The sequence below is a fragment of the Paraburkholderia sp. J94 genome (assembly GCF_905220285.1).
GTDB lineage: Bacteria > Pseudomonadota > Gammaproteobacteria > Burkholderiales > Burkholderiaceae > Paraburkholderia > Paraburkholderia tropica_A.
In genome coordinates this window covers 70,871-92,142 of sequence record NZ_CAJMZH010000008.1, presented here as the reverse complement: position 1 = coordinate 92,142, position 21,272 = coordinate 70,871, and the positions used below count along the sequence as shown (strand labels likewise).

Below are 21,272 nucleotides of genomic sequence, written 5' to 3'. Positions count from 1 at the left end.
CGTGTGTTGCGTATGGTGCGTGTGTTGCGTACGGTGCGGTGATCAGTACATCGTATTGCGCTTGTCCTCGAGCGCGGCCACGGTCACCTTGCCGCGCATGATGCGGTACGCCCAGGTGGTGTACGCGAGCACGATCGGCAGAAAGATGATGACGGCCACCAGCATGATTTCGAGCGTCATCTTGCTGGAGGTGGCGTCCCAGACCGTGAGGCTCGAACGCGGATCGAGCGACGACGGCATGATGAACGGAAACATCGAGAAGCCCGCCGTCAGGATCACGCCGATGATCAGCAGCGAGGTGCCGATGAACGCCGTCTTCTCCAGCCGCGATCCGGCCAGCGCGAACGCGATCACGCCGCCCAGAATGCCGACGATCGGCGCGGCCGCCATCCACGGATACGTGATGTAGTTCGCGATCCACAGGCCCGCGCCCGGCTCCACGCTCTTGAGCAGCGGGTTGGCGACGGCGTCGTAGGGCGCGGCATCGGTGATCGCATAGCCGCCGATCAGCGTCGCCACCAGCGCGCCCGCCACCACGAACAGCACGACCGCGAGCCCGGCCATCAGGCGCAGCGCCTTCGACGCGCGCTGGGCCACCACGCCGTCGCTTTTCATCTTCACGAACGCGGCGCCGTGCGCGCTGAGCATGGTCAGGCTCACGAGCCCGCAGATCAGCGCGAATGGATTGAGCAGCGCCCAGAAACTGCCGTAGTAGGTCACGCGCAGATCGGTGTCGTACTGGAACGGCACGCCTTGCAGCAGGTTGCCGAACGCCACGCCGAACACCAGCGCGGGCACGAAGCCGCCGATAAAGAGCGCCCAGTCCCACGCGTTGCGCCACTTCGGGTTGTCGCGCTTGCCGCGATAGTCGAAGCCCACGGGCCGGAAAAACAGCGCGAACAGCACGAGCAGCATCGCGAAGTAGAAGCCCGAGAACGACGCCGCGTAGACGAGCGGCCAGGCGGCGAACATCGCGCCGCCCGCGGTGATGAGCCAGACCTGATTGCCTTCCCACGTGGCGCCGACCGTGTTGATGACGATGCGGCGTTCGGCATCGGTCTTGCCGATGAAGGGCAGCAGGACGGCTGCGCCCATGTCGAAGCCGTCGGTGAGCGAGAAGCCGATCAGCAGCACGCCGATCAGCACCCACCAGATTACTTTGAGGGTTGCGTAGTCCATGGTGTGTGTCCTGATGGGGTTCGGGGAGCCGTCACGCGACGCGGTTGCCGTTCGTCACGGCCGCCGCGCCTTGCTCGTGGAAGTAACGTCCGGTTTGCAGCGAGGACGGCCCGAGGCGCGCGTACTTGAACATCAGCGTGATCTCGATGATGAACAGCGCCGTGTAGAACACCACGAAGCCCGCGAGGCTCAGCCACACGTCGCCGGGCGCGAGGCTCGACGCGGAGAGGTGCGTCGGCAGCACTTCGGCGATGGTCCACGGCTGACGGCCGACTTCGGCGACGATCCAGCCGAATTCGGCGGCGAGCCACGGCAGCGGAATCGCCCAGACGGCCCAGCGCAGGAACCAGCGGCGGTTGTCCTTGAGCAGCGAGCGCTGCGCGCAGAACCAGAACGCCAGCACGAAGGTCGCGAGGAGCAGCATGCCGAGCCCGACCATCACGCGGAACGACCAGAACACCGGCGCGACGGGCGGAATCGAATGCTTCGCGGCGGCCTTGATCTCGGCTGGCGTGGCATCGACGACATTGGGCGCGAACTGCTTCACGAGCAGGCCGTAGCCGAGGTCGGCCTTGTGCGCTTCGAACACGTCGCGCGTGGCGTTATCGGCATTGCCCTGCTTGAGTTTTTGCAGCGCGGCATAGGCGAGCATGCCGTTCTGGATGCGCACTTCGGCGCGGCCCATCAGATCCTTCAGGCCGATCACGGGCTCGTCGATCGAGCGCGTGGCGATGATGCCCATCAGGTACGGAATCTGGATCGCGTAATCGGTGCGCTCCTCCTTCTGGTTAGGAATGCCGAAGAGGGTGAACGGCGCGGGCGCCGGCGCGGTGTCCCATTCGGCTTCGATGGCCGCGAGCTTCACCTGCTGGACTTCGCCGGTGCGATAGCCCGACTCGTCGCCGAGCACGATCACGCAGAGCGTGGAGGCGAGGCCGAAACCGGCGGCGATCGCGAACGAGCGCAGCGCGAAATCCACGTCGCGGCGGCGCAGCAGATACCACGACGAAATGCCGAGCACGAACATCGACGCCGTCACATAACCGGCCGAAACGGTGTGCACGAACTTCACCTGCGCGACCGGATTGAAGATCACTTGGAACAGGCTCGACAGCTCCATGCGCATGGTTTCGTAGTTGAATTCGGCGCCGACGGGATTCTGCATCCAGCCGTTGGCGACCAGAATCCACAGCGCCGACAGATTCGAACCGAGCGCGACGAAGAAGGTGGTGAGCAGGTGGCCGCCCTTCGACATGCGGTTCCAGCCGAAGAAGAACAGGCCGACGAAGGTGGATTCGAGGAAGAAGGCCGCGAGCCCTTCGACGGCGAGCGGCACGCCGAAGATGTCGCCGACGTAGTGCGAGTAGTACGACCAGTTGGTGCCGAACTGGAATTCCATCGTGAGGCCGGTGGTGACGCCCATCACGAAGTTGATCGCGAACAGCTTGCCCCAGAACTGCGTCATGTCCTTGTAGATGGGCTTGCCGGTCATCACGTAGACCGACTCCATGATGACGAGCAGCCACGAGAGCCCGAGCGTGAGCGGCACGAACAGAAAGTGATAGAGCGCGGTGACCGCGAACTGGAGGCGCGAGAGATCGACGGTTTCGCTAATGGGCATGGTGCTCCCCTTGTTGAGGGTTCGTCCCGGCCGGCGCCGGCACGGAGAGAATGGCCTGGGCAACTTCGGCTGGCGGCATGTTCATGTTTTCGGCCTGCGGATGACTGAAGAAGGCGTACTTCAGCGCCATCAGCAGCACGAGCTTGAAGGCGAGAACGAGAACGATGTCGCGCGCGAAGGTCGGGCCGCGCGCCCACTGGAGGATGCGTGTGCGCAGGAGGGGGCGCGGGTGGGCAGCGTGGCCGGATGTCGAGATCATGACGATGACTGTTGCCCCTAAAACTTGTTCTCTGGCCAGGCCGTGCCGCCGCCCGGATTGGTGTACCTGTTGTGTACAAGGATTCTAGGAGTGGTGTCATCAGGACACCGTGACAAGAAGCCGCGAGCGCCTGCCTCACCGATCAGTAATGCGATCCGTTTTGCTAGAAATCAATTTTTTGGGGTCGCATTCTGATGTTTGCAGCCATGTATCAGATTAGGACTGCATGGCATGCGAAAGCATCTTACGAAGGAACGCTGAGGGGCGGCGTGAACGTGTACTTATTTCTGTCGCCGGAAAAGAAAAAGCCCCGTTCCTTTCGGAGCGGGGCTGTCGGCGTCACGCCCGCGAGGCGGGCGGCGCTTGGCAAGGTTGGCGCGTTAGGCGTAGGCGGCCAGTGCCGTGCGCATCTTCTTCATCGCGCTTGCCTCGATCTGGCGGATACGCTCGGCCGAGACGCCGAATTCGTCGGCCAGTTCGTGCAGCGTCGAACCGCCCGAACCGTCGTCGGCGACATTCAGCCAGCGCGCCTCGATGATGCGGCGGCTGCGCGGGTCGAGCGCTTCCAGCGCGCTGGCGATGCCGTCCGACTGCAGACGGTCGCGGTCGCGCGCGGCCATCACGGCGGTCGGCTCGCTATGCGAGTCGGCGAGCCAGGCGATCGGCGCGAACGATTCCTCGCCGTCGTCGGTCTGGCTTTCCAGCGCGATGTCGGCACCCGACAAACGCGTTTCCATCTCCACGACTTCCTCGCGCTTCACATTCAGTTCCTGCGCCAGGCCGTCGATTTCCTCCGGCGTGAACGACTGCAGGCCCTGCTTGTGGCTGCGCAGGTTGAAGAACAGCTTGCGCTGCGCCTTGGTGGTGGCGACCTTCACCATGCGCCAGTTGCGCAGGATGTATTCGTGGATTTCGGCCTTGATCCAGTGCATCGCGTACGACACGAGACGTACGTTTTGCTCGGGGTCAAAGCGCTTCACGGCCTTCATCAGACCGATGTTGCCTTCCTGGATCAGGTCGGCATGCGGCAGACCATAGCCGAGGTAATTACGGGCGATCGAGACCACGAGGCGCAGGTGCGACAGCACCATGCGGCGCGCGGACTCCAGATTGTTTTGCTCGCGAAATTCAGTCGCGAATTGGCGCTCCTCTTGCGGCGTCAACATCGGGACCCGGTTCACGGCCTGGATGTAGGCGTCGATGTTGCCCAGTTGGCCGGGCAGCAGGGAAGCGTTCGCGAGCGCCAGGGCACCTGAACCCGCGGCCTTGGCCGGCTTGGTGTTCAGCGTACCCGAAAGGGTCATTGCCATTGCGTTGCTCACGTAGCGAACTCCTCAGGAATCTTGCAAAAGTCAGACTGCGACTCCACGTTGGATGTTAGCACTCTGAATCAGCGAGTGCTAATACTTGGAGTCGGTAGGGGCTTCATGGTTCCGTGTTCTCTATCGAAATAGTTGTTTCGATAGATTTCGACAAGAAGCCGGGAGGCAGACAGGACGGGCTTTCCAGCCCGATGCGGCTTGCGCACACCCGCAAACCGAAGGAAAACTCTAGAACGATGGCGCCGCGCGCAGCGGTCGCGGCAAGGAAATAGGGACTGGATAAGCGCTGACAGGACTGGAAAACCGGGTCTCTCAGGGACTGCGCCGCGCTGGCGGTCGCGCCCGAATTCTGCTCACGGAACACATCTAATAGACATCAGAATACGCCGAAAGTGCTGCGATGCGACATCGCGGCGCAGGGCTCGCCGTGCTTGAGCGTGCGGCGCGTCACATAACTGTGCGTGCAGACGTCAGGCGGGATCGCGTAGCGCGAACGGCCTTTCTGACAGCCATATCGGGGCGATCCTTTTGATCGCAAGTATCCATGCGCCCAAACCTGGTATAAATTTCAGCGAAATGCATGCGTACATCTTCTGTGCGAACCGGCGCGAGCGGCGCGGGGTCGTGCGCAAGGGGCTCGGGCAATGGTGGCAAAAGTAATCGAAGCGATTCGCGGACTGGAGCGCGAGCGGTTTCGCGCGATGGTGGATGGCGACGGCACGTCGCTGGATCAACTGCTGTCCGAGAACGTCTTCTTCGTTCACACGAACGGCAAACGCGAGACCAAGCAGCAGTTCATCGACGCGATCACGGCGGGGCGCCGGCGCTACCGTCAGATCGAGATCCAGTCGCAGGACGTGCTGCCCGTGGGCAACGAGACCTGCGTGGTGTCGGGGCGCGTGCTGATCGAGATGGAAGCGAACAACGGCGCGCTGTTGTTTCCGATTGCCTACACGGCGATCCAGACGCAGGAGGATGGCCACTGGCGTCTGCTCGCGTGGCAGGCGACGCGTTGCGCGATCGAGTGAGATCCGGTAAGTCCACTCGCCGATCCGCCGTCTAGGGCGTTTCGGGCGCACGCCAGCGGCCCGTTTTGCCGCCGGCGCTCAACGGCGCCGCCTCCAGGTTTGCTGCTTTTTGCTGCTAACTTTCCAACTTTTGATCGCTTCTTGTCGCGTTCGTGGCGCGATCAGGCCGCTACGAGTTCGTCGACTGCCTGCCATGCCGCGCGGTTGATCGCGCTGATCACGGCTGCGGTCACGGCCTGGGCCGCGTCGCCGGCCACGCCTACGCCATGGCGCAGCGCCTGACCGCCCACACGGGCGCCGACGAACACCGCCGTTTCGCCTTGCGCGGTGCGCGCGGTTTCAAACGACGTGATCTCCACGCTTTCATCGGCAACTTCGGCGAACGCTGCCGCGACAGCTTGCGCATGGGCTTCGTCGATCTGTGCCGACGAGGCAATCGCCACGTCGCGGCCTTCGAAGCGCGCGCGGCCCGCGCCGGCCTGCGTCGCCGGACCCGTCGTCTCGAAGTACTCGCGTGCGAACAACGAGCAGATGGCCTCGCCGGTCATTTCCGCGCCCGACGCGTCCGTGACCTGCTGCACGGCGTGGCTGAATTCGATCTGCACGCGGCGCGGCGGCGTGAAGCCCATGCCGCGTTCGAGCAGATACGTCGCGCCGCCCTTGCCCGACTGGCTGTTCACGCGGATCACCGCGTCGTAGCTGCGCCCGAGATCGGCCGGATCGATCGGCAAATAGGGCACTTCCCAGATCGCGTCGGGCTGCTGCTGCGCGAAGCCCTTGCGGATCGCGTCCTGATGCGAGCCCGAGAACGCGGTGAACACGAGGTCGCCCGCGTACGGATGGCGCGGATGCACGGGCAACTGGTTGCAGCGCTCGACCACGCGGCGCACGGCGTCGATGTCCGAGAAGTCGAGGCCCGGATCGATGCCCTGGGTGTAGAGATTCATCGCGAGCGTGACGAGATCGACGTTGCCCGTGCGTTCGCCGTTGCCGAAGAGGCAGCCTTCGACGCGGTCGGCGCCCGCGAGCACGGCCATTTCGGCGGCGGCGACGGCGGTGCCGCGATCGTTATGCGGGTGCACCGAGAGCACGATGCTGTCGCGATACGCGAGGTTGCGGTCCATCCACTCGATCTGGTCGGCGTAGACGTTGGGCATCGCGGCTTCGACGGTCGCCGGGAGATTCACGATCATCTTGTGATCGCGCGTCGGGCGCCACGTCTGCGCGACCGCGTCGCACACTTCGCGGGCGAACGTGAGCTCGGCCATGCTGAAGGTTTCCGGCGAGTACTGGTAGGTCCAGTGCGTCTGCGGGTGGGCGTCGGCGTGCTCGCGGATCATGCGCGTGCCGTTCACGGCGAGCGCCTTCACTTCTTCCTTCGACTGACCGAACACGATCTTGCGGAAAGACGGGCAGATCGCGTTGTAAAGATGCACGATCGCGCGCGATGCGCCTTCGAGCGCCTCGAACGTGCGGGCGATCAGGTCTTCACGCGACTGCACGAGCACTTCGATCGTCACGTCGTCGGGAATGCGCTTTTCGTCGATGAGCTTGCGCACGAAATCGAAGTCGGTCTGCGAAGCGGACGGAAAGCCGACTTCGATTTCCTTGAAACCGATCTGCACGAGCATCTCGAAGAATTCGGTCTTCTGCTCGATGCTCATCGGCTCGATGAGCGACTGGTTGCCGTCGCGCAGGTCGGTGCTCATCCAGATCGGCGCGCGTTCGATCGTGCGCGTCGGCCACTTGCGGCCGTTCAAACGGATGGCGGGGAAAGGGCGGTATTTTTCGGCGGGATTACGCAACATGATGGGCCTCGTTCTTCATGGTGTCGTATGCGATGGCGGTCGGCAGCGAGCGGCTGGCGGGCTGGCGACGAGGCACGATGCGAGAGACTTCCGGCATCCGGGCGGCAACCGCGGACGCAAAGAAGACGGCCACACTGACGGCGGTAACCGGCGCGGCGAAAGCGAACGTGAACGATGCCCATGCAACGTGCATTTTGACCTCGCGACTCGTCCCGTCGGTAGACGGACGAATGCAGACGACAAGTTGTAGAGATACTGCGAGTTGGGGGTACTGCGAGAACTGCTGGGAGGACTGCCGACCGGCTCTGGGGAGCGGTCGCGCAGCGCTACGCCTGGCTTACGCTAGACGTAGCGATAGGGCCGCTAGGCGGCCGAGGGTAATTCGGAGGGAGTTCGGGTAGGAACGCATTCGTACAATTTAAGTCAGGACGAATGCGCCTGTCAACAGGGAATGTGCAGATGCGGCGAGAAAAGTTGCGCGAAGATGCGCGACGAAGCGCTCAGATGGCGATGCGCGGATCGTCGGGAACGCCCGCGCCACCGCGCTTCGGCGGCATTTTTCAACGCTTCGCGATGCGCTTGATCGTCTCCACCTGGCGCGCGATGGCGTCGGGCACCGGCGCGTCGCCGCGCAGCACGTCGGCGATCCACGCGGCGGTCGTCGGCGCGTCGCGGCCTTCGGGCAGATCCACTTCGGGCGCATCCGGCGACGAGCGTTCAGGCTCGATCAGCGTTTCGCAGAGGCCGTCGTGGAGCCAGTCCACCTGCACCTGGCGGCGCGTGTCGGCGACCGCTTCGCCTTCGGTGCCGCGCGCGAGCAGCGCACCGCCCACGGCCGCTTCGGGATGCGCGGCGAACAGCGCGCTCAGGCTCTCGCGATACGGCGGGTGCGTGTAGTTCACGAGCCGCAGGCCCGGTTGCGCGAAGGGCTGCAGCAGCTTGACGAGCGTGTGCGTGGAGTTGCGCACACCCATGCGTCGACGCAGCGAGAGCAGTCGGGCGAGTTGCGGCGCAAGCGTTTCGATCGACGCGAATGCGACACGTTTGTCGGCGAGTTGCGCCTCGATGTCGGCGTGATCGCGTGCGTTGGGCAGATTCAGCGCGGCGAAGATTTCGGCGCTGGTGACACGGCCCGGATCGGTCTGGACGCCATGCACGAGCACCGGCACGCCGTCGCGCGCGAGCAGCAGCGCGAGCAGCGGCACGAGATTCGGCTGTTTGCGCGCGCCGTTGTAGCTCGGAATCGAGACCGCGCGGTAGTCGCCCGCGGGCACGGCGATGGGCGCGAACGACGCGTGCGCGGCCGAGAGCATCGCGGCCAGTTCGTCGGCCGTTTCGCCCTTGAGACGGTAGGCGAGCAACACCGCGCCGAGTTCGAGTTCGGGCACGCGGCCGTCGAGCATCGCGGCGTAGAGCGCGTGCGTGTCTTCGGATGATAGCGAGCGTGCGCCGTGCGGCCCGCGGCCGATCTCCTTGATGAAGCGGGCGCAGGAAAAGGTCTCGGTGGAATCGGGGGCGTTCATGGGGCGTGCTGTCGAGAGTGCCGGTATCGCGCCGCGCGGCGTGGGCTGCGCGTGCCGTTCGGCTGATGTCGTCGGGGATGAAGGAAGTATCGCACGAGCCGGGCGGCGCGGTCCGACGCCGCCGGGCGTGAAAGGGCCGCAGCCGTTCGGTCGGCGGCCGGGCCGCAAGCATCGAAAGCTTCGAAACGCCCTGAAATATCGCTGCGAACACGCGCCGTAGCGGCTGGCCGCGTCGCGCGCCGCAGCGCGTTACACTCGCGTTTTACGCAGGCGAGGCGCGAGCGGATCGCGGTGTCGCGCGGCGTTGAACGACCATCACGAAGAACGAAGACGGAGAAACAGATGAGTTACGTATTTGAACCGGCGCCGCAAGCCTATGTGCCGGTCGCGGGCAGCAGCGCGCATTTCCCGGTGCGCCGCATCTACTGCGTGGGCCGCAACTACGAAGCGCACGCGCGCGAGATGGGCCACGATCCGAACCGCGAACCGCCGTTCTTCTTCGCGAAGCCCGCCGATGCCGTCCTCTTCGTGCCGCCCGGCGCGGCCGCCGACTTCCCGTATCCGGCCCAGTCGAACAACGTTCACTTCGAGATGGAACTCGTGGCGGCCATCGGCAAGGCGGGCAAGAACATTCCGGTGGAAAGCGCGCTCGACCACGTCTATGGCTACGCGCTCGGTCTCGACATGACGCGCCGCGATCTGCAAGCCGAAGCGAAGAAGCTCGGCCGTCCGTGGGACACGGCCAAGGGCTTCGACCACTCGGCGCCGATCGGCCCGATTCATCCGGTGGCGCAGGTCGGCCAACTGGGCAAGGGCGCGATCTGGCTGTCGGTGAACGGCGAGGAAAAACAGCGCTCGGATATTTCGCAGATGATCTGGCCGATTGCCGATACGATCGCGTATCTTTCGACGCTGTTCGAACTCAAAGCGGGCGACCTGATCTTCACGGGCACGCCGGAAGGCGTCGGCGCGGTGGTGAAGGGCGACCTGATGAAGGGCGGTGTGGACGGCCTCGGCGAGATCGCCGTGCGCGTGGTCTGATCGATCCGCCAGTTTGACGCAGCGCTCCGGGCACCCGGCGCGCTGCGGCGGCTCGACACCGCGCGACCACAACAAGGAGCATGAGAGGAGAGCATGAAGCTTTACAGCTATTTCCGCAGTTCGGCGTCCTATCGCGTGCGTATTGCGCTGAATCTCAAGAATCTGTCGTATGAGTACGTGCCGGTGCATCTGGTGCGCGACGGCGGCGAGCAGTTGAAGCCCGAGTACCGCAAGGTGAACCCGGACGCCATCGTGCCGGCCTTCGTCGACGACGAGCAGCACGCGATCCAGCAATCGCTCGCGATCATCGAGTACCTCGAAGAGACGCATCCCGAGCCGCCGCTGCTGCCGCAGTCGCCCGCCGACCGCGCGCACGTGCGTTCGCTCGCGCTGCAGATCGCCTGCGAGATCCATCCGCTGAACAACCTGCGCGTGCTCAAGTACCTCAAGCACACGCTGGGCGTGGACGACGCGGCGAAAGACGCGTGGTATCGCCACTGGGTCGAGGCGGGTTTCGAGACGCTCGAAGCGCGGCTGGCCGCCGACCCGCGCACGGGCAAGCTCTGTTTTGGCGATACGCCGACCTTCGCCGACCTGTTCCTCGTGCCGCAGATCTATAACGCGCATCGCTTCAAGGTCGACACGACGCGTTATCCGACCATCCAGCGCATTCACGACTACGCCGTGCAACTCGACGCGTTCGCGCGCGCGGCGCCGGGAGCGCAGCCCGATTCGGAGTAAGATCGCGGCAAATGGCGCGGAGTTGAGCGCGACATGACGTGAAAAAGGGCATCGCTCGCGAGAGTGATGCCCTTTTCTTTTGCGCGATATCGAAGCGCGCCGCGCGGATCAGTTGCCCAGCAGCGCGTCCGCGAATTCCTCGGCCACGAACGGCTGAAGATCCTCGACCTTTTCGCCCACGCCGATGAAGTACACCGGAATCGGACGCTGACGCGCGATCGCGGCGAGAATGCCGCCCTTCGCGGTGCCGTCGAGCTTGGTGACGATCAGGCCGGTCAGGCCGAGCGCGTCGTCGAAGGCCTTCACCTGCGTGAGCGCGTTCTGACCCGTGTTCGCGTCGATCACGAGCAGCACTTCGTGCGGCGCGCCGTCGAAAGCCTTGCCGATCACGCGCTTGACCTTCTTCAACTCGTCCATCAGGTGCAGCTGCGTGGGCAGGCGGCCGGCCGTATCGGCCATCACCACGTTGATGCCACGCGCGCGCGCCGCGTTCACGGCGTCGAAAATCACCGCAGCCGGGTCGCCGCTTTCCTGCTGCACGACCGTCACGTTGTTGCGTTCGCCCCAGATCGTCAGCTGCTCGCGCGCGGCGGCGCGGAACGTGTCGCCGGCGGCCAGCAGCACGCTCTGGTCGAAGCTCTGCAGATGCTTGGCGAGCTTGCCGATGCTCGTGGTCTTGCCCGCGCCGTTCACGCCCGCGATCATCATGACGAGCGGCTGCGCGCGGCCCAGCATCAGCGACTGTTCGAGCGGCTTGAGCAGGTCGATCAGCAACTGGCGCAGCGCGGTCTTCACCTGTTGCGCGTCGGTCAGACGCTCGGCGCGCACCTTCTGGCGCAGCGTTTCGAGCAGATATTCGGTGGCGTCGACGCCCGCGTCCGACATCAGGAGCGCGGTTTCGAGTTCCTCGTAGAGATCGTCGTCGATCTTCGCGTTGACGAAGATGCTCTGGATGTTCGAACCCGTTTTCGAGAGCCCCGACTTCAGGCGCGTCAGCCACGACTTCTTCGCCATGGCGTCGGGCGCGGGCGGCGGGACGATTTCGACGGCTTCGTAGGTGTCGGCGGCCGGTTCGGCCGCGACGGGCGTGACAGGCTTGACGGGAGCAGGAGCGGGCGTGACAGGCGCGGCGGGCGTGTTCTCCCGAACGGCGTTTTGCACGGCGTCTTGCGCATCGTCTTGCGCGGCATCGGCTTCGGGAGCCGGCGCGGCTTCGGCCTGCTCGTTCTCCGCGTTCTTGTCGCCGCGGAGTCGTTTGAAGAAACTGAACATGATCTGTGGCGTGGTGGGATCGCGCTGCCGGTCTGACCGAGGGACGGTCATCGACGTCGTTTCAGCATGCAACGCGTGGAAAACACGACATTTTATCAGGCGGCCTGGTGCGCGTCCTTGCGGCAGCCGTCCGGCGCGCGCGCAGCGCTGTGGTAACGTTCGCGGATTGGCCGGACAGGCATCGCGCCGCGCGCCGTGGCCCGGCCCGCATGCCCGACGCCGCTTCGCTTCGCGCCCGATTGCGCATCGGCGATCCGGCTGCGACGATTCAACACCGATTCACTCAGCACACACGCATGGCCCGTTCATCCTCTCCGCGCCCACAAGGCGCACGTTCCGCGCCGCCCGCGCGCGGCGGCACGCACACGATCCGCATCATCGGCGGCGACTGGAAGCGCACGCCGCTGCCCGTGCTCGATCTCGACGGCCTGCGCCCCACGCCCGACCGCGTGCGCGAAACGCTGTTCAACTGGCTCGGCCAGCGTCTGGACGGCCAGCGCTGCCTCGACCTGTTCGCGGGCAGTGGCGCGCTCGGCTTCGAAGCCGCGTCGCGCGGCGCAGCGCGCGTCGTGATGGTGGAGCGCAGCGCGCGCGCCGCCGCGCAGCTGCGTGCGAACCAGGCGCGCCTCGGCGCCCGCATGATCGAAATCGCCGAAGCCGACGCGCTGCGTCTCGCCGCGAATCTGCCGCCGGGCTCGTTCGACGTGGTGTTCCTCGATCCGCCGTTCGGCGATGCCGCGCTGCTCGCGCGCTCGCTCGAACTCGCCGCGCCGCTCGTCGCGCCCGACGGCTGGCTCTACGTCGAGTCGGGCGAGGCCGTCGATCCGGCCGCGCAGCCCGCGCTGGCGGGCTGGAGCGTCGCACGCGAGGGCAAGGCGGGCGCGGTCCGCTATCATTTGCTGCAACGCGAAAATGAGGAATAATGCGCGTTCGATAAGATTCGATAAAAAACGGGCGGGCGGCTGTTGCGCCGCGCAAGCCCGCGCGCACGCTGTTCAGGCCGTAGTTGTGAACGCATTGTTAACGACAGTTTGCGCCCCATTTCTGTTGAGAGGAGAAGCCTCATGGTAGTCGCCGTGTACCCCGGTACGTTCGATCCGCTGACGCGTGGTCACGAAGATCTCGTGCGTCGCGCGTCGAGCATTTTCGACACGCTGGTGGTCGGTGTTGCCGACAGCCGCAACAAGAAGCCGTTCTTCACGCTCGACGAGCGGCTCGAGATTGCGCACGAGGTGCTCGGCCACTATCCCAACGTCCAGGTCATGAGCTTCAAGGGGCTGCTCAAGGATTTCGTGCGCAGCAACAACGCGCGCGTGATCGTGCGCGGCCTGCGCGCGGTCTCCGACTTCGAGTACGAGTTTCAGATGGCGGGCATGAACCGCTACCTGCTGCCCGACGTCGAGACGATGTTCATGACGCCCTCGGATCAGTACCAGTTCATTTCGGGCACGATCGTGCGCGAAATCGCCCAGTTGGGCGGCGATGTCAGCAAGTTCGTGTTCCCGTCGGTCGAAAAACGCCTGCAGGACAAGGTGGCGTCGCTGGGTGGCGCACCCGCGAAGGCCTAAGGCTCGCAAGGGTCGGCAGGCGCGGGGCCGCGGCGCTATAATGTCTTGTTTTTGAAGGGAAACGCGAGAGAAGTATGGCCCTGATGATTACCGACGAGTGCATCAATTGCGACGTCTGCGAGCCCGAGTGCCCGAACGACGCCATTTCGATGGGCCCGGAAATCTACGTGATCGACCCGAACAAGTGCACGGAGTGCGTCGGCCATTTCGACGAGCCGCAGTGCATCCAGGTGTGTCCGGTGGAGTGCATCCCGAAGAATCCCGAGCACCTCGAAACGCAGGATCAATTGATGCAGAAGTACGAGACGCTGACGGCGGCGAAGAACGCCTGAAGTTCGCCTGCGATATCCACGCTGCAAATGAAAAACGCGCCCGAGGGCGCGTTTTTTTATGCTCGGGCGACGGGCATCAGGCCACGATCGACTTCAGCGCCTCGATGAGCGTGTCGCATTCGGCGTCGGTGCCGACCGAGATGCGCAGATGCTGGTCGATGCGCGGCAGCTTGAAATGGCGCACGAAGATCTCTTTTTCGCGCAGTTTGGCCGCAATTCCGGCGGCGTCGTGCGCCGGATGCTTCGCGAACACGAAGTTCGCCGCCGACGGCACCACCTCGAAGCCCAACGACTCGAGCGCCGCGCTCAGGCGCGTGCGGCTCGCGATCACGCGCTCGCAGGTCGAGCGGAAGTACGCGACATCGTCATAAGCGGCCGTCGCCGCGGCCTGCGCCAGACGGTCGAGCGGATACGAATTGAAGCTGTCCTTCACGCGGTTGAGCGCGTCGATCAGATCGGCGTGGCCGAACGCGAAGCCCACGCGCATGCCCGCGAGCGAACGCGACTTCGAGGTCGTATGCACGACGAGCAGATTCGGATAGCGGTCGATCAGCGCGATCGCCGATTCCGCGCCGAAATCCACATAGGCTTCGTCGACGATCACGACCGTCTCCGGGTTGCCCGCGACCAGACGCTCGATTTCGGCGAGCGGCAGGGCGTGGCCGGTCGGCGCGTTCGGATTCGGGAAGATCACGCCGCCGTTCGGCTGCAGATAGTCGTCGACGCGAATCTGGAATTGCTCGTCGAGCGGCACCGTGCGGGTTTCGATCTCGTAGAGCCGCGCGTAGGTCGGATAAAAGCTGTAGCTGATATCGGGAAAGAGAATCGGCTTGTCGTGCTTGAGCAGCGCGAGGAACGCGTGCGCGAGCACTTCGTCGGAGCCGTTGCCCACGAACACCTGATCGGCGCGCAGGCCGTGATGCGCTGCCACGGTGGCGCGCAGACCCTTGGCGACCGGATCGGGATAGCGGCGCAGCGACTCGGCGTGCTCGCCCAGTTCGGCGCGGATCGCCTCCTGCACGCGCGGCGAGGGCGGGTAGGGGTTCTCGTTGGTGTTGAGCTTCACCGGATGCGCGAGCGCCGGCTGCTCGCCGGGCACGTAGGGCACGAGACGGTGGACGATGTCACTCCAGAAACGACTCAAGACGCTCTCCTTCACTCATTCGATATGACCTGTGCACGACCTGCGCGGCCGCACATGACGCGCGGCGCGCACATCGATGCACACAGCGATGCAAATTCAGCCGTTGCGATGCAGCAGCATGACGGCGCGCTCGGTTTCGCCCTTCACGAAGGTGGGCATGATCGCGAGCGAGCGCTCGATCGACGCGTCGATCACGTCCTGCTCCTCGCGGCGCGGCGGCTTGAGCACGAAGTTCGCCACGTCGGGCTTGGCGCCCGCGCGCGCGCCTTCGGGAATCAGGTCGCGCGGATGGCCGATGCCGATGCGCAGACGCCAGTACTGCTGCGTCGACAGATGCGCGGAAATGTCCTTCAGGCCGTTGTGGCCGCCGCTGCCGCCGCCGAGCTTGAGCTTGACGGTGCCGGGCGACAGATCGAGTTCGTCGTGCGCGACGAGGATTTCGTCGGGCAGGATCTTGAAGAAGTTCGCGACCGCGACGACCGACTGGCCCGAACGGTTCATATAGGTCTGCGGTTCGAGCAGATGCACTTCCTCGCCGTAGAGGCGCGCCTTCGCGTAGTGGCCGTGGAAGCGGCGCTCGTCGCGCAGCGTCGCGCCGGCTTCGCGCGCGAGCTGGTCCACGAGCCAGAAGCCCGCGTTGTGGCGCGTCGCCGTGTATTCGGCGCCCGGATTGCCGAGCCCGACGATCAACCTGATCATGTTGGTATTTCCGCCTGCAAGATCGCTGAATGCTCGACGGCCTGGCGGCCGGAGCGTGATCCGCAAGTGTACGAAAAAGTACGAAAAAAAACCCGCCGGGGCGAACCGCGGCGGGTCACGTCGACCGTCTCTATTGAGACGGCTCGAGAGGATCGGCTTGTTGCTGCAGCTTACTCAGCTGCTGCTTCGCCTTCAGCAGCGGCTTGTGCGCCAGCCGGCACCGGTGCCGACGCGACGACCGGGTTTTCCGCTTCAACGTGCGGAACCAGCGTCACGCCTGCGGGCAGCGTGATGTCCTTGGCGTGCAGCGATTGACCGGCTTCGATCTTCGCCAGGTCGACTTCGAGGAATTCCGGCAGTTGGCCCGGCAGGCAAACCACTTCGACTTCAGCCAGAACGTGCGAGATGATCGCGCCACCCAGCTTGACGGCCGGGTTCGTTTCCTGGTTCATGAAGTGCAGGGGCACCTTCGTGTGGATCTTCTTGTTCGGGTCCACGCGCTGGAAGTCCACGTGCAGCACGAGCTGACGGAACGGGTGGTATTGCACGTCGCGCAGCAGGACTTGCTGCGACTTGCCTGCCACTTCGAGCTCGAGGATCGACGAGTGGAAGGATTCCTTCTTCAGGGCGTGCCACAGCGCGTTGTGATCGACTTCGATCAGCTGGGGTTCCGAACCGACACCATAAACGATGCCCGGGGTCTTGCCAGCAATGCGCAGGCGGCGGCTCGCACCCGTACCTTGCAGGTTACGCTCGAAAGCGATGACTTTCATATGATTCTCCAATGCACTGCCCGCGACCAGGCAGTAAAACGGGGCCTTGTCGACAGCACGGCTGTCTTTTGGCCCCCAGCGATGCAGCACGAACCTTCGTCCGTTCGCGCCGATTACGTGCAAAAGCGCGGCATTCTTGCGAACACCGCGCTTTGCGCGTCAATTCTTTTTAGCTTTCTGCGAACAGCGACATCACCGAGTCGCCGCGGCGGATACGCGAGAACGTCTCCGCGAGCAGGCCGGCGCTGGTGAGCGCGCGGATCTTCGAGCACGCGCGGGCTTCTGCGCCCAGCGGAATCGTGTCGGTGACGACCAGTTCGTCCAGAGCCGAAGCGGCGATGCGCTCGCCCGCGCCACCCGACAGAACCGGGTGCGTGGCGTAAGCGAAGACCTGCTTCGCGCCGCGTTCCTTCAGCACTTGCGCTGCCTTGCAGAGCGTGCCGGCGGTGTCGACCATGTCGTCCATGATCACGCAGGTGCGGCCTTCGACTTCACCGATGATGTTCATCACTTCGGCGACGTTCGCCTTCGGACGACGCTTGTCGATGATCGCGAGATCGCAGCCGAGTTGCTTGGCGAGCGCACGGGCGCGCACCACGCCGCCGACGTCCGGCGAAACGACCAGCAGGTTCTCGTAGTTCTGCTTGCGCAGATCGCCGAGCAGCACGGGCGTAGCGTAGATGTTGTCGACGGGAATATCGAAGAAGCCCTGAATCTGGTCAGCGTGCAGATCCATCGTGATGATCCGCTCGACGCCCGCGATTTCCAGCATGTTCGCCACGACCTTCGCCGAGATGGCGACGCGCGCCGAACGGGGGCGGCGGTCTTGACGGGCATAACCGAAGTAGGGGATGGCTGCGGTGATCCGGCCTGCGGATGCGCGCTTGAGCGCATCGACCATGATCATCAGTTCCATCAGGTTGTCGTTGGTCGGTGCGCAGGTCGATTGAAGGACGAAGACGTCCTTGCCACGCACGTTTTCCTGGATTTCGACCTGGATTTCGCCGTCGGAGAAGCGGCTAACCATAGCCTTACCGAGGGGAATACCGAGGATCTTGACGACTTCCTGTGCAAGCGCGGGATTTGCGTTGCCAGTAAAAACCATCAGGCCGTCATGGCTGCTCATCATGCACCTGCTGCGGACTTTGGGGGGGCGAGAGGAACTACTTGGGCGAACTGCTTTAGAATTTTTGGCAGGGGAGGAAGGACTCGAACCCTCGCATGCCGGAATCAAAATCCGGTGCCTTGACCAACTTGGCGACTCCCCTACACTCAACTTCAAGCCTGACTGACCGGTAGAGCGATCAGCCACGCAAAACTATGACGCGAAAGCGAAGAGTGGATGCGTGTCCAGACTCGAGGCTACCGCGCTTCTCCAGGCCGGTTGTTCCGATTGCAGTTTGGCTTGCGCCGCTTCTGCTTCGGACCGACTGGCGAATGCTGCGAAAACGCTTGCACCCGATCCGGTCATCCGCGCTGGTGTAGTGCTATTCGAGATGCTCTCAAACCACTTCAAAACCTGCGCTACTTCCGCGTATTTTCCTGCGACAACTGCTTGCATATCGTTCCGGCCGAAACTGTCTGGCCATCCGTTCTGCGTTGCTTGCTGTGCAAGAAAGACTGCTATTGTGCAGGTCTCTGTGTCCCTTGTCAACGACTTTTCTGAAAAAATTTCAGCGGTAGGAACATGAACCTGCGGCGTCACGACCAAAAAATGACGCGGGGGCAATTGTACACATTCCAGCGCCTCTCCAACACCCTCCGCAAACGCATTTTTGCCGAACACGAAGAAGGGCACGTCGGCGCCCAGTTTCAGCGCGAGTTCCTGCAATTCGAGGCGCGGCAGATTGAGCTTCCAGAGACGGTTCAGCGCGAGCAGCGTGGTGGCCGCGTCGGAACTGCCGCCGCCGAGGCCGGCGCCCATCGGCAGACGCTTTTCGATATCGATCTCGACGCCTTCCTGCGTGCCCGTATGTTCCTTGAGCAGCTTCGCCGCCCGCACGGTCAGATCGGTGTCGGCGGGCACGCCCTCGACTTCGACGGTGCGCGTGATGCGGCCGTCCTGGCGGCGCGTGAAATGCAGCGTGTCGCCCCAGTCGAGCAACTGGAACACGGTCTGCAGATCGTGATAGCCATTCGGGCGGCGGCCCGTGATGTGCAGGAAGAGATTGAGTTTCGCGGGCGCGAGGCAGTCGCGCAGCGAGTCTTGAGTTTCGGTCATGGTGCGTTGAGGCTTGCCTGGACCGGCGGGCGACGAGGGCCGCGCGCCGGTTCCGTCGTGCTGAAAGCGCTTACTGGTCGAGCACGAGCTTGATCTGGAGCGGCGGATCTTCGCGCGTGAGATTCACGCGCTTGACGCCGGTTGCGGGTGCATCCGCGTAAGCGAGATAGTCGATGGTCCAGCCGTCCTGCTCGATCTGCGAAAGACGTTGCGGGTTCTGCGGGTCGGCGGTCGTGCGCGCGCGCGAGCTCGGCGCGACCGACGGCTGCAGCCAGTAGCGCAGCCCTTCGACCGGCAGCGCGAAGCCGAGCGCCTGCTGCATCAGCGTGCTGACGTTGTCGGCGGTGAGCGGCGGCTTGTTCGGCAGTTCGAGCGTGGCCTGCGACGGCGACGACGTGACGATCGCGAGCGTCGATCCGAGCGGATTGAGCAGCTGCAAGGTCACGGTGGTGTCGGTCTGACGCCAGTCGAAATTGCCGTATGCGTTGCGTTGCTGCCCGTTCTGGTCGTTGTACTGCACGGCGAAGCGGCCATGCCAGGCGCGGCTCGCCTGCGTGGAGAGCGACGTCGTGGCGCGCGCCGTGGACGGCTCGTGCGGCGCTTGCGTCGCACAGCCCGCGAGGGCGAGCAGCGCGGCAAGCGCCGCGCCCGGTGCAAGACGCAAAGCCGGGCGCAAAGCCGGACGCAGGGTTGCTTGCACCACGCGCGAACGGAGCGTGAGTCGGGAATCGGCCATCAGAGATCGTTGACCTGGAGGCGCTGGAGCGTCTTCAGGAGCGTGTCGTTGTCGGGTTCGAGCTTGCGGGCTTCGCGCCAGGCCTCGCGTGCGCCGTCCTGGTCGCCGTTCTTCCACAGCACTTCGCCCAGATGCGCGCCGATTTCGGCGTTCGGCTGCATGCTGTAAGCCTTGCGCAGCAGCTTGATGGCGTCGGCGTTGTCGCCCATGCGGAATTTCACCCAGCCCACGCTGTCCATGATGAACGCGTCGTCGGGGGCGAGCGCCGAAGCCTTCTCGACCAGCCGGTCGGCTTCCTGCAGGCGCTGGTTGCGGTCGGCGAGCGAATAGCCGAGCGCGTTGTAGGCCTGCGGATTGTCGGGCTGCGTCTTGATCAGCTTGCGCAGTTGCGCTTCCATGACTTCGTAGTGGCCGTTCTTTTCGGCGGCCATGGCGTAGTCGTAGGTGAGATCGGGATCTTCCGGGAAGTCGGCGGTGGCCTTTGCGAGGCGCGCTTCGGCTTCCGGATAGCGCTTCGCGTCGAACAGGATCGAGGCATCGGTGCGCGCGATCAGCGCCTGGTCGCGCGGATCGTCGCTCTGGATGGCCGCGAGCTGGCGGCGCGCGTCGTCGACCTTGCCCTGCTTGTCGAGCAGCTGCGCGCGCATGATCTGCGCCGGCACGTACTGCTGGCTGCTCTGGCTGATCTTGTTCAGCCAGGCGTCGGCGCCCGCGTCGTCCTTCTGCTCGACCGACAGCTGCGCGAGATAGATGTAGGCCTGACCCGGATCGGCGCCCGGCGTCTTGTCGGCCACCTGCGCGTACTGGATCAGATACTTCTTCGCTTCGTCGAACTTTTTCTGCTGAACGTTGATGAGCGCGAGCGCCATCAGCGGCATCAGGTCGTTCGCGTTGCTCTTGTGCAGGATTTCAAACTGCTTCTGCGCGTCGTCGAGACGATTGGCGGCGAGGTAGGTCTGCGCGAGCGCCAGATGGCCTTCGCGCGCCTTCGGATTCTGCTTGACGTACTGCTCGATGGCCGCAATGCCTTCGTTGCGCTCCTCCGGGCCCATTTGGGCGAGCATCAGCGCGGCGGGCAGGTAGTCGCCCTTTTTCGCGAGCGCCTGCTCGAACGACTTGCGCGCGCCCGGTACATCGTCGGCGAGCAGCTGCTGACGGCCGATGGCGAGCAGCGCCTCGGGGCGGTCCATGTCGTTGACGAGGAGCGCCTTGAGCACGTCGAGGCCGCCCGAGCGGTTCGGGCCGCGCGAGAGCAGCAATTGCAGCGAAAGAATGGCCGGGCCGCGGCTCTCGGCCGGCACGCGGGCGAGTTCGCGCGCGAGCAGCGGCTGCGCGTCGGCGGGCTTGCCGGCGAGCACGAGCAGCGAGGCGTCGAGCTGCGCGGCACGCTCCGAGTCGGGCGCGTACTGCTGCCAGAGCTGCACGGCGGTGAGCGCGTCGGTCGGGCTTTGCGCGGCGAGCGCGATTTCGGTCGCGCGCTGCGCCATGCGCGGATCGTGCGTATCGCGCGCGAGCGCAAGATACGTCTGATACGCGGGCGCGGGCTGGTCGCGCTGGAGCGCGATTTCAGCGGCGAGCACCTGGAAGGTGATCTGGCTCGTGAGCGGAATCGCGGGCAGATCCTTCTTTTCGTCGGCCGTCGCAGGGCCGAACGCGTCCGGCATGGTGACGGACGTGTCGTCCGTGTCGGGGGACGGATCCTGCGCATACGCACTCGACGTGCTCAGCGCCCAGGCGGCGAGCACGGCTGCGCCGAGCAGTTTCCGGGGGCCGAACGCGCGGAGTTCGAACGTTTTGCGCAGACGCGGCGCCGCGTGGGGCAGGCGCTTCGCAAACAGCTTTACGAAAGACAGTTCCATGGAATTCCGTCGAATGTTTCGGTCGATTGTAACGCGCTGGCTACAATACGCGCACGACGATGACGCAAGTTGCAGACCAGCCCCGCGCGGTCGCCGTGCCTTCCCCGGGTCTTCCGTCGCGCTGTCCGATATTGTGTCAGTACAAC

21 protein-coding genes and 1 tRNA gene are annotated in these 21,272 nt (G+C 64.6%); 6 read left to right on the top strand and 16 right to left on the bottom strand.

Annotated elements, in window-relative coordinates:
- Positions 1-42: 42 nt before the first annotated feature.
- The 4 genes from cydB to rpoH all read right to left on the bottom strand — a co-directional run bounded on the left by cydB (position 43) and on the right by rpoH (position 4,369).
- On the bottom strand, positions 43-1,179 hold the full coding sequence (gene cydB, locus U4Y88_RS18385) for a cytochrome d ubiquinol oxidase subunit II (RefSeq protein ID WP_321785570.1): 1,137 nt from the start codon (positions 1,177-1,179) through the stop codon (positions 43-45).
- Between the two features lie 31 nt (positions 1,180-1,210).
- Positions 1,211-2,800, bottom strand: a complete 1,590-nt coding sequence (locus U4Y88_RS18380; RefSeq protein ID WP_321785568.1) for a cytochrome ubiquinol oxidase subunit I — start codon at positions 2,798-2,800, stop codon at positions 1,211-1,213.
- Positions 2,790-3,059 (bottom strand): cytochrome oxidase putative small subunit CydP, encoded by a 270-nt coding sequence (cydP, locus tag U4Y88_RS18375; RefSeq protein WP_321785566.1) that lies wholly within the window; start codon positions 3,057-3,059, stop codon positions 2,790-2,792. The genes U4Y88_RS18380 and cydP overlap by 11 nt, the downstream gene beginning before the upstream one ends.
- A gap of 380 nt (positions 3,060-3,439) precedes the next feature.
- Entirely contained in the window at positions 3,440-4,369 is a 930-nt protein-coding gene (rpoH, locus tag U4Y88_RS18370) for an RNA polymerase sigma factor RpoH (RefSeq protein WP_405044981.1), read from the bottom strand.
- 656 nt (positions 4,370-5,025) lie between these two features.
- Between rpoH and U4Y88_RS18365 the strand changes: the two genes are divergently transcribed.
- Positions 5,026-5,409 carry a nuclear transport factor 2 family protein gene (locus tag U4Y88_RS18365; protein WP_224010353.1) on the top strand — a complete coding sequence of 128 codons (384 nt, stop codon included), beginning with the start codon at positions 5,026-5,028 and terminating at the stop codon, positions 5,407-5,409.
- 161 nt (positions 5,410-5,570) lie between these two features.
- Here U4Y88_RS18365 and leuA read toward each other — a convergent pair whose 3' ends face one another.
- The 3 genes from leuA to ybiB form a co-directional block, all read right to left on the bottom strand.
- On the bottom strand, positions 5,571-7,217 hold the full coding sequence (gene leuA / locus U4Y88_RS18360) for a 2-isopropylmalate synthase (protein ID WP_321785564.1): 1,647 nt from the start codon (positions 7,215-7,217) through the stop codon (positions 5,571-5,573).
- Positions 7,207-7,410 (bottom strand): hypothetical protein, encoded by a 204-nt coding sequence (locus tag U4Y88_RS18355; RefSeq protein ID WP_310630720.1) that lies wholly within the window; start codon positions 7,408-7,410, stop codon positions 7,207-7,209. The genes leuA and U4Y88_RS18355 overlap by 11 nt, the downstream gene beginning before the upstream one ends.
- A gap of 367 nt (positions 7,411-7,777) precedes the next feature.
- On the bottom strand, positions 7,778-8,740 hold the full coding sequence (gene ybiB / locus U4Y88_RS18350) for a DNA-binding protein YbiB (protein ID WP_224010359.1): 963 nt from the start codon (positions 8,738-8,740) through the stop codon (positions 7,778-7,780).
- A gap of 342 nt (positions 8,741-9,082) precedes the next feature.
- On the opposite strand from ybiB, the gene U4Y88_RS18345 reads away from it, so the two are divergent.
- Both U4Y88_RS18345 and maiA read left to right on the top strand, forming a co-directional pair.
- Complete coding sequence (locus tag U4Y88_RS18345) at positions 9,083-9,781, top strand: fumarylacetoacetate hydrolase family protein (RefSeq protein WP_224010360.1); 699 nt, start codon at positions 9,083-9,085, stop codon at positions 9,779-9,781.
- A gap of 93 nt (positions 9,782-9,874) precedes the next feature.
- Complete coding sequence (gene maiA / locus U4Y88_RS18340; RefSeq protein WP_321785563.1) at positions 9,875-10,522, top strand: maleylacetoacetate isomerase; 648 nt, start codon at positions 9,875-9,877, stop codon at positions 10,520-10,522.
- Between the two features lie 108 nt (positions 10,523-10,630).
- Here maiA and ftsY read toward each other — a convergent pair whose 3' ends face one another.
- Complete coding sequence (ftsY, locus tag U4Y88_RS18335) at positions 10,631-11,794, bottom strand: signal recognition particle-docking protein FtsY (protein WP_321785561.1); 1,164 nt, start codon at positions 11,792-11,794, stop codon at positions 10,631-10,633.
- Between the two features lie 296 nt (positions 11,795-12,090).
- Here ftsY and rsmD point away from each other — a divergent pair, with 296 nt between their 5' ends.
- The 3 genes from rsmD to U4Y88_RS18320 all read left to right on the top strand — a co-directional run bounded on the left by rsmD (position 12,091) and on the right by U4Y88_RS18320 (position 13,694).
- Positions 12,091-12,717 (top strand): 16S rRNA (guanine(966)-N(2))-methyltransferase RsmD, encoded by a 627-nt coding sequence (gene rsmD / locus U4Y88_RS18330; protein WP_224010366.1) that lies wholly within the window; start codon positions 12,091-12,093, stop codon positions 12,715-12,717.
- A 141-nt stretch (positions 12,718-12,858) separates the two neighbouring features.
- Positions 12,859-13,362 (top strand): pantetheine-phosphate adenylyltransferase, encoded by a 504-nt coding sequence (gene coaD, locus U4Y88_RS18325; RefSeq protein WP_205996218.1) that lies wholly within the window; start codon positions 12,859-12,861, stop codon positions 13,360-13,362.
- A gap of 74 nt (positions 13,363-13,436) precedes the next feature.
- Positions 13,437-13,694, top strand: a complete 258-nt coding sequence (locus tag U4Y88_RS18320) for a YfhL family 4Fe-4S dicluster ferredoxin (protein ID WP_224010368.1) — start codon at positions 13,437-13,439, stop codon at positions 13,692-13,694.
- A gap of 76 nt (positions 13,695-13,770) precedes the next feature.
- On the opposite strand, the gene hisC is transcribed toward U4Y88_RS18320, so the two are convergent.
- The 8 genes from hisC to U4Y88_RS18280 all read right to left on the bottom strand — a co-directional run bounded on the left by hisC (position 13,771) and on the right by U4Y88_RS18280 (position 21,126).
- On the bottom strand, positions 13,771-14,838 hold the full coding sequence (gene hisC, locus U4Y88_RS18315; RefSeq protein ID WP_321785559.1) for a histidinol-phosphate transaminase: 1,068 nt from the start codon (positions 14,836-14,838) through the stop codon (positions 13,771-13,773).
- Between the two features lie 96 nt (positions 14,839-14,934).
- On the bottom strand, positions 14,935-15,537 hold the full coding sequence (gene pth, locus U4Y88_RS18310) for an aminoacyl-tRNA hydrolase (RefSeq protein ID WP_224010372.1): 603 nt from the start codon (positions 15,535-15,537) through the stop codon (positions 14,935-14,937).
- A gap of 170 nt (positions 15,538-15,707) precedes the next feature.
- Positions 15,708-16,310, bottom strand: a complete 603-nt coding sequence (locus tag U4Y88_RS18305) for a 50S ribosomal protein L25/general stress protein Ctc (protein ID WP_224010488.1) — start codon at positions 16,308-16,310, stop codon at positions 15,708-15,710.
- A 169-nt stretch (positions 16,311-16,479) separates the two neighbouring features.
- Positions 16,480-17,436: a ribose-phosphate pyrophosphokinase gene (locus U4Y88_RS18300; protein ID WP_027815686.1), complete on the bottom strand. Its 957-nt coding sequence runs from the start codon at positions 17,434-17,436 to the stop codon at positions 16,480-16,482.
- Between the two features lie 65 nt (positions 17,437-17,501).
- Positions 17,502-17,578: transfer RNA gene (locus tag U4Y88_RS18295), tRNA-Gln, on the bottom strand.
- A 50-nt stretch (positions 17,579-17,628) separates the two neighbouring features.
- Positions 17,629-18,531: a 4-(cytidine 5'-diphospho)-2-C-methyl-D-erythritol kinase gene (ispE, locus tag U4Y88_RS18290; protein WP_321785557.1), complete on the bottom strand. Its 903-nt coding sequence runs from the start codon at positions 18,529-18,531 to the stop codon at positions 17,629-17,631.
- Between the two features lie 70 nt (positions 18,532-18,601).
- Positions 18,602-19,267 (bottom strand): lipoprotein insertase outer membrane protein LolB, encoded by a 666-nt coding sequence (gene lolB, locus U4Y88_RS18285; protein WP_310631067.1) that lies wholly within the window; start codon positions 19,265-19,267, stop codon positions 18,602-18,604.
- Positions 19,267-21,126, bottom strand: a complete 1,860-nt coding sequence (locus U4Y88_RS18280; protein WP_224010378.1) for a tetratricopeptide repeat protein — start codon at positions 21,124-21,126, stop codon at positions 19,267-19,269. Before U4Y88_RS18280 ends, lolB begins: the two co-directional genes overlap by 1 nt.
- Positions 21,127-21,272: the final 146 nt, after the last annotated feature.

Excerpts from the sequence above, each read along its gene's own strand:
- cydB (WP_321785570.1), bottom strand. The coding sequence starts at position 1,179 with ATGGACTACGCAACCCTCAAAGTAATCTGGTGGGTGCTGATCGGCGTG.
- U4Y88_RS18380 (WP_321785568.1), bottom strand. The coding sequence starts at position 2,800 with ATGCCCATTAGCGAAACCGTCGATCTCTCGCGCCTCCAGTTCGCGGTC.
- cydP (WP_321785566.1), bottom strand. The coding sequence starts at position 3,059 with ATGATCTCGACATCCGGCCACGCTGCCCACCCGCGCCCCCTCCTGCGC.
- rpoH (WP_405044981.1), bottom strand. The coding sequence starts at position 4,369 with ATGGCAATGACCCTTTCGGGTACGCTGAACACCAAGCCGGCCAAGGCC.
- U4Y88_RS18365 (WP_224010353.1), top strand. The coding sequence starts at position 5,026 with ATGGTGGCAAAAGTAATCGAAGCGATTCGCGGACTGGAGCGCGAGCGG.
- leuA (WP_321785564.1), bottom strand. The coding sequence starts at position 7,217 with ATGTTGCGTAATCCCGCCGAAAAATACCGCCCTTTCCCCGCCATCCGT.
- U4Y88_RS18355 (WP_310630720.1), bottom strand. The coding sequence starts at position 7,410 with ATGCACGTTGCATGGGCATCGTTCACGTTCGCTTTCGCCGCGCCGGTT.
- ybiB (WP_224010359.1), bottom strand. The coding sequence starts at position 8,740 with ATGAACGCCCCCGATTCCACCGAGACCTTTTCCTGCGCCCGCTTCATC.
- U4Y88_RS18345 (WP_224010360.1), top strand. The coding sequence starts at position 9,083 with ATGAGTTACGTATTTGAACCGGCGCCGCAAGCCTATGTGCCGGTCGCG.
- maiA (WP_321785563.1), top strand. The coding sequence starts at position 9,875 with ATGAAGCTTTACAGCTATTTCCGCAGTTCGGCGTCCTATCGCGTGCGT.
- ftsY (WP_321785561.1), bottom strand. The coding sequence starts at position 11,794 with ATGTTCAGTTTCTTCAAACGACTCCGCGGCGACAAGAACGCGGAGAAC.
- rsmD (WP_224010366.1), top strand. The coding sequence starts at position 12,091 with ATGGCCCGTTCATCCTCTCCGCGCCCACAAGGCGCACGTTCCGCGCCG.
- coaD (WP_205996218.1), top strand. The coding sequence starts at position 12,859 with ATGGTAGTCGCCGTGTACCCCGGTACGTTCGATCCGCTGACGCGTGGT.
- U4Y88_RS18320 (WP_224010368.1), top strand. The coding sequence starts at position 13,437 with ATGGCCCTGATGATTACCGACGAGTGCATCAATTGCGACGTCTGCGAG.
- pth (WP_224010372.1), bottom strand. The coding sequence starts at position 15,537 with ATGATCAGGTTGATCGTCGGGCTCGGCAATCCGGGCGCCGAATACACG.
- U4Y88_RS18305 (WP_224010488.1), bottom strand. The coding sequence starts at position 16,310 with ATGAAAGTCATCGCTTTCGAGCGTAACCTGCAAGGTACGGGTGCGAGC.
- U4Y88_RS18300 (WP_027815686.1), bottom strand. The coding sequence starts at position 17,436 with ATGAGCAGCCATGACGGCCTGATGGTTTTTACTGGCAACGCAAATCCC.
- ispE (WP_321785557.1), bottom strand. The coding sequence starts at position 18,531 with ATGACCGAAACTCAAGACTCGCTGCGCGACTGCCTCGCGCCCGCGAAA.
- lolB (WP_310631067.1), bottom strand. The coding sequence starts at position 19,267 with ATGGCCGATTCCCGACTCACGCTCCGTTCGCGCGTGGTGCAAGCAACC.
- U4Y88_RS18280 (WP_224010378.1), bottom strand. The coding sequence starts at position 21,126 with ATGGAACTGTCTTTCGTAAAGCTGTTTGCGAAGCGCCTGCCCCACGCG.